General features: G+C 71.3%; 5 protein-coding genes. 1 reads left to right on the top strand and 4 read right to left on the bottom strand.

The annotated features are described in order from the left end of the window. The 4 genes from ccmA to VF697_RS12290 form a co-directional block, all read right to left on the bottom strand. Positions 1–649, bottom strand: a 649-nt coding sequence (ccmA, locus tag VF697_RS12305) for a heme ABC exporter ATP-binding protein CcmA (RefSeq protein WP_331094523.1), incomplete at its 3' end; no start/stop codon positions are given. Positions 650–685: 36 nt separating this feature from the next. Continuing rightward, positions 686–1018: a transcriptional regulator gene (locus VF697_RS12300; protein WP_331094521.1), complete on the bottom strand. Its 333-nt coding sequence runs from the start codon at positions 1016–1018 to the stop codon at positions 686–688. Then, a complete protein-coding gene (locus VF697_RS12295) occupies positions 1015–1701 on the bottom strand; it encodes a hypothetical protein (protein ID WP_331094519.1) in 687 nt (228 codons plus the stop codon). The genes VF697_RS12300 and VF697_RS12295 overlap by 4 nt, the downstream gene beginning before the upstream one ends. Before the next feature lie 108 nt (positions 1702–1809). Continuing rightward, positions 1810–3420 (bottom strand): GNAT family N-acetyltransferase, encoded by a 1611-nt coding sequence (locus VF697_RS12290; RefSeq protein WP_331094517.1) that lies wholly within the window; start codon positions 3418–3420, stop codon positions 1810–1812. A 254-nt stretch (positions 3421–3674) separates the two neighbouring features. Here VF697_RS12290 and VF697_RS12285 point away from each other — a divergent pair, with 254 nt between their 5' ends. After that, entirely contained in the window at positions 3675–4394 is a 720-nt protein-coding gene (locus VF697_RS12285) for a double-CXXCG motif protein (protein WP_331094515.1), read from the top strand. The last annotated feature ends 117 nt before the right edge of the window (positions 4395–4511 follow it).

Here is a 4511-nt window from a genome sequence, read left to right as displayed (position 1 = left end):
CGCTGGGGCCCTGGTCGAGCACCTGCCCCTGGTGCAGCAGCACCACCCGGTCGCACAGGTAGTCCACCTCGCCCATGACGTGCGTGGAGAAGAGGATGGCCTTGCCCGCGTCTCGCGCCGCGCGGATGGCGTCCAGCAGGAAGCGCCCGGAGAGCACGTCCAGCGCCGTGGTGGGCTCGTCCAGGATGAGCGCCGGTGGATCATGCAGGAACGCCCGCGCCACGTTCGCCCGCTGCTTCTGTCCCGCCGACAGCGTGCCGCACGGCTTGTCCGCGAAGGGCCCCATCTCGAAGCGGGCGAGGAGCTCCTCGGTGCGCCGCTTCAGCTCCGCCCCCTTCAGCTCGTGCAGCTGGCCGAAGAAGGTGAGCACCTCGCGCGGCGTCAGCCGCTGGGACAGCGCCGTGTCCCCGGAGAGGAAGCCCAGCCGCTGCTTGATGGGGAAGGCGTCCGTCGCGGTGCTCGCCCCGGCCACCAGGCCCTCGCCCTCGGAGGGCGTGAGCACGCCGGCCAGCATCCGCAGCAGCGTCGTCTTCCCCGCGCCGTTGGGGCCGAGCAGGCCCACCACCTCTCCGGCGGCCACCGAGAAGCTCGCCTCCTTCACGGCGGTGAAACCTCCGTAGTGCTTCGTCAGCTTCCGCGCTTCGATCATGGTGTGTCCCTCCCCCTGCGAAGAATGACTCCCTGCTCAGTCGGAGCCCTGCGGCACCCAGCGCCGGGCCTTGCTGCGCAGCTGCTCGAGCTGCCGCCAGTGCTGCTCCACCGCCTCGCGCCCCGTGTCCGTGACGGCGATGCGGGTGAGGGGCGTCTTGCCCTTGAACTGCTTCTCCACCGAGACGAACCCCGCCTCCTCCAGCTTGGACAGGTGGCTGGAGAGGTTGCCCTTGGACAGCCCGGTGAGGCGTTGCAGGTAGAGGAAGTCCGCGCTCTCGCACGAGGTGAGGGCGGTGAGCAGGGCCAGCCGCGCGGGCTCGTGGATGAGCCGGTCGAGCGTCGCCAGCTCCTCGAAGGGGGCCTTCATTCCGGCACCGCCTCGCTCTCCGGCTCGGGCTCGTTCCCCAGCGTGCGCGCGAGCAGCCGGTGGTCCAGCGCGCCCATCACCACGACGGCCACGCCCCAGGTGCCCGCCAGGGTGACGGCCCCGGCGCGGCTGTCCGTGGTGAAGGGCAGCGAGCGGAGCAGGGCATACACCGGGCTGGCCTCCATCGCATGCAGCAGCGCGAGGGTGGCGAAGCCGGCGGCCACGCCCAGGTAGTGGTGCGCGACGCGGCCGCTCCAGTGCCAGTACCACACGAGGGCCAGCGCCGAGAGGAAGAGGGAGCCGGACAGCGGCGCGTCGGTGAGCTGCGTGGACTTGCGGATGAAGGCGGTGAGCAGCCCCAGCATGAGCCCGGCGAACAGGGAGACTCCAATGGCCCGCTGCATGCGCTGGCGCGTGGAGGCGCTCATCCGCACCTCTCCGAAGCGCCGCCGGTAGTACGCCCCCGCCCACGCGTAGAGCCCCGTGGCCAGCAGCATCCCCCCCAGCATGACGAGCGAGGCCACCGCCAGGCGCGCCTTGGTGTCCGTCCCTTCCGGCTGGGGCAGGGCCAGCCATGCCGCGAAGCCGAGCTGCACCAGCCCGAAGGGCACGAAGCGCAGGCCCTGGAGCCAGTCGTAGTACGTCGTCACGAATTGGATGCGCTGGAGCTGTTGCTCGGACATGGCGGCCTCCGCCCTCGGTGGGCAGACAGGTTTGCGTTACAAACCAAGAGGTAACGCGCTTGCCCGCTCGGTGTCAACAACCCGTTTGCGGTACAAACCGCGAGCGGCCTACCAGGTGCCCACGCCGAGGTGCAGCCCGCCGCGGGCCTCCACTTCCTCCAGGAGCGCGGAGCCGCCGAGCGCCAGGCCGTAGGCGGGCATGGACTCGGTGACGAGCCGGCCGTCCTCGCGCGACAGGTACGTCACCGGGGCGGACAGGCGGGAGAAGCCGAAGGCGCGCAGCAGCTTCTCCGCGGAGCGGGTGATGAGGAAGACGAGGGCGAGCTCCACGCCGCGCTCGGCGAGGAGGGCCAGCGCACGCCGGGTGAGCCGGGTGCCCAGGCCCTGGTGCTGGTGCTCGGGCGCCACCGCGATGCCCAGGCCCGCCACCTTCACCGGGCGGCCTCCCAGCAGCACCTCGCGGAAGGTGACGGCGCGGAAGCCCGCGAGCGCCCCGTCGCGCCGCACCGTCACCACCACGTCCGGCCGCGTGTCGTAGTAGTAGCGGTCCGTCAGCGGGTGCTCTCCCGGGAAGGCGCGGGCCACGAGCGCGCACAGCTCCGCCTCCAGCCCGGGCGGGAGCGCGTCGGTGGCGTGGACCTCGAGCGACTCCCGCTCCTCGGGGGGCGGCCGGACCCGGCCGCGCGCCTTCACTGTCTCGTTGTAGAGCACCACCTTGTGCAGCTCCACCGTGCCGCCGAAGACGGAGAGGCACAGCACGTCGCGCAGCAGGCCCTCGGCGCCCTCGCTTCGGCGCAGGCCCTTGCCCCCGAGCACGCGCATGAGGCCCTGGGCCGCGTCCACCGCCGCCTCCACGCCGTGCAGCTTGAGGATGGAGAGGGTGCCGAACACGTCCTCGCCCCGGGAGAGCGCGCCGAGCGCCGAGTCCAGCAGCGCCTCCAGCGTCTCCTCGGCCACGCGCATGCGCACCAGCCGCTCCTGAATGTATTGGTGGCGCCCCAGCGGCTCGCCGAAGGTGCGGCGCTCCTGCGCATGGGCCAGCCCGCGCTCCAGGCCGCGGCGCACCGCCGCGAGGTACAGCACCCCGGTGAGCAGCCGCTCCTCGGTGAAGGTGGTGCGGAACAGCCGCACGCCGTCTCCCGGCTCGCCCAGCCGCGCGTCCCCGGGCAGCACCACCCGGCGGGCGAGGAGGTGGCCGGTGGCGGAGGTGCCAAGGCCCGTGAGGTCCGTCACCGGGCGTGCGTGGACGCCGGGCAGGGCCGTCTCCACGAGGAAGAGGTTCATCGCGTGGGAGGCGGGCACGCCGGCCAGTCGCGCGGAGACGATGGCCAGGTCCGCGGGGCCCACGTTGGTGATGCTGGACTTGCGCGCGTCGAGCCGGAGGCCGTCCGCGGTGGGCACCACGCGGGCGCGCAGGGCGAGGATGTCGGTGCCGGCACGGGGCTCGGAGTTGGCGATGGCGCCCACCCACTCGCCGGAGAGGAGTCGGGGAAGGTAGCGGGTGCGCTGGGCCTCGGTGCCGGCGTGGGCCAGGAGGCGCACGCAGACGAGCTGCGCGAGCAGCGAGGTGGCCAGCCCGAGGTCGCCCGAGCCCGCCGCGAAGCCTCCGAGCGCATGCACCGCGCCCACGAGCCCCTCGCCCCCGAGGGCCGGGTCGAGCGCCGCGCGGAACATCCCCGCCTCACCGAGCCGGAGGAACGCCGTGCGGTCCAGTCCCATGGGGAGTGGTTCAGGGGGAGGGCCTGCCTTCCGCTGCTGGCGGCCCGTTCTCGTGCGTTCAGCACGGTAGCGCTCTCCCAGGGTGTGGAATCGTTCGTACAGCGTGCCGTTCATGCGGGCCCTCCGGAGGCAGAGGACTCTACCTCCAGGAGGTACCGGGACCGGGGAGGATAGACTCCAGGGTCACATGTCCAGGACCTTCCCGCCTCTCGGCTTGCTGTCGCTGGACAACCGGGTCATTGAGACACGAGCGCATGAAGTTCTATCAACTCACGAAGGATCCATCGCCCCGCTATACGGGCTACCTGAACGCCTCGCACAAGTGGGGGCTGCCCGGTGTGGAGCCCTGCCCGACCTGCAAGGCAGGAGGAGGGTGGGGGGTCGAATATCCATGCGTGGATCTGTCGAGCCTGCCTCCACATGAGCTGAAGAAGCTGTCTGACCCCTGGCCCGTAACGCGCGAGGAAATTGAGCGACTGCGTGAGGTGGTTCGGCCATTGGTTCCCCCGGAGACCCGGCTCGAGCCAGGAACAATGCTCGGCCCGTTGGTGGGGACGGGGTTGGGCTACTTTGGCCAGCTTTTCATGCAAGAGCCCTGGGTGCTCTACATGCGCCGCGAGGCGTTGGAGCGGCTGCGAGAAGCGGGGATGCGGGGCCTTCAGGGCTGCCCCACCCAGATACGGTTCCGCACCAAACACGCGCCCGAGCTGCTCGAGATGCAGTTGCAGACGCAAGGCCAGTATCATCCCGACTGCCTGCCGCCGAACCGCAGGCCCCCCTGTCCTACGTGCGGAAACGAGTTCCGCGAGCGCCCGGACCCCATCGTCCTGGAGGCCGCCTCGCTCCCCACGGAGCTCGACCTCTTCCGCTTGAGGCAGGCGTGGATGCTCATCGTCGCCAACGAGCGCTTCGTGGAAACGGTGGGGCGCCTGGAGCTGGATGGGGTGCTCTTCCAGGAGCTGGAGGTCCGCTGACCGGGGTGGGCTCGGCGTCCGCCCAGTTCCCGGCCAGCGGTGTCTCGGAGGCCGTCCCCGTCAGTTGACAGTGAACTCGCGCGAGTAGCCGGTGTAGGGGCGGATGAGCCCGTCCCA

Origin of the sequence: Archangium sp., assembly GCF_036388035.1 — a bacterium.
Classification (GTDB): domain Bacteria; phylum Myxococcota; class Myxococcia; order Myxococcales; family Myxococcaceae; genus Archangium.
Note: the sequence above shows the minus strand (reverse complement) of the source record. Positions and strands in the feature narration are given on the sequence as shown.

Coding starts and splice junctions, on each gene's coding strand:
- VF697_RS12300 (WP_331094521.1), bottom strand. CDS start 1,018: ATGAAGGCCCCCTTCGAGGAGCTGGCGACGCTCGACCGGCTCATCCAC.
- VF697_RS12295 (WP_331094519.1), bottom strand. CDS start 1,701: ATGTCCGAGCAACAGCTCCAGCGCATCCAATTCGTGACGACGTACTAC.
- VF697_RS12290 (WP_331094517.1), bottom strand. CDS start 3,420: ATGGGACTGGACCGCACGGCGTTCCTCCGGCTCGGTGAGGCGGGGATG.
- VF697_RS12285 (WP_331094515.1), top strand. CDS start 3,675: ATGAAGTTCTATCAACTCACGAAGGATCCATCGCCCCGCTATACGGGC.